The 665-nt window shown below is 59.1% G+C and carries 1 protein-coding gene and 1 pseudogene; both read right to left on the reverse strand.

Going from position 1 to position 665, the window contains the following annotated elements:
- Positions 1–449: pseudogene (locus LPA36_RS29375) on the reverse strand (transposase); the annotation flags it as partial.
- A 1-nt stretch (position 450) separates the two neighbouring features.
- On the reverse strand, positions 451–665 hold a 215-nt coding region (locus LPA36_RS29380; RefSeq protein WP_267478913.1), incomplete at its 5' end, for a TnsA endonuclease C-terminal domain-containing protein.

A 665-nucleotide genomic window follows, 5' to 3' on the forward strand; every position in this document is an offset into this window, starting at 1 on the left:
TTGCGGATCTGGCCGAACATCCAGTAACGGTAGAGCAATCGGTAGAGCGTCTTGCGCTGTGTATCGGTCGCTGACGCATGTCTCGCGACGAGCGGGCCCATTGCCCCTTCCGCGAATATTTCTCCTGGAACGCCGGTTTCGACCAGGCCGGCAATACGTTTCCAGTTGCGATCACGCGACTCACGGTCGGACGGCGAGATATCTTCTTCAACCTGGAGCATGTACGCAGGCAAGCGAAACTGGGTACATCGTGCGTCGCCGCGTTCAAGCCATGTGCGAATCTCTTCACCCGAAATAACCCACGGTTTGCGGGGTGTTGGCACAATCGAAATTAGCGTGGCAGGTGCGGCAGGGCCACCGATCCAGAGAATGCGCGCCAGTCCTTCGAACGGCACGTTATCGGACAGAGCTTCAATCACCGTATTGAGCAGCGTCGTGGTGTCGTCCATGTCAGGCAGCCCTCTTACAGTGAAGCAGACCGTCTGACGCGGTCTGTATCCGCGGCGCGGGTGACGTTGCTTTTATGGGCCTTTCGAGGTCAACGAGAAGCACCTTGTGCCAGACCAGATGCCTGAACAGCCTGACGGCGTCGGGATAAGGCCTGCGGAGCCGATAACTCACGGTGCGAAGCAGCGACGAGAGTGTCCGGTCGTGCGTGCCGGCGT

The organism is Paraburkholderia saeva (assembly GCF_907164555.1).
Lineage (GTDB): Bacteria > Pseudomonadota > Gammaproteobacteria > Burkholderiales > Burkholderiaceae > Paraburkholderia > Paraburkholderia saeva.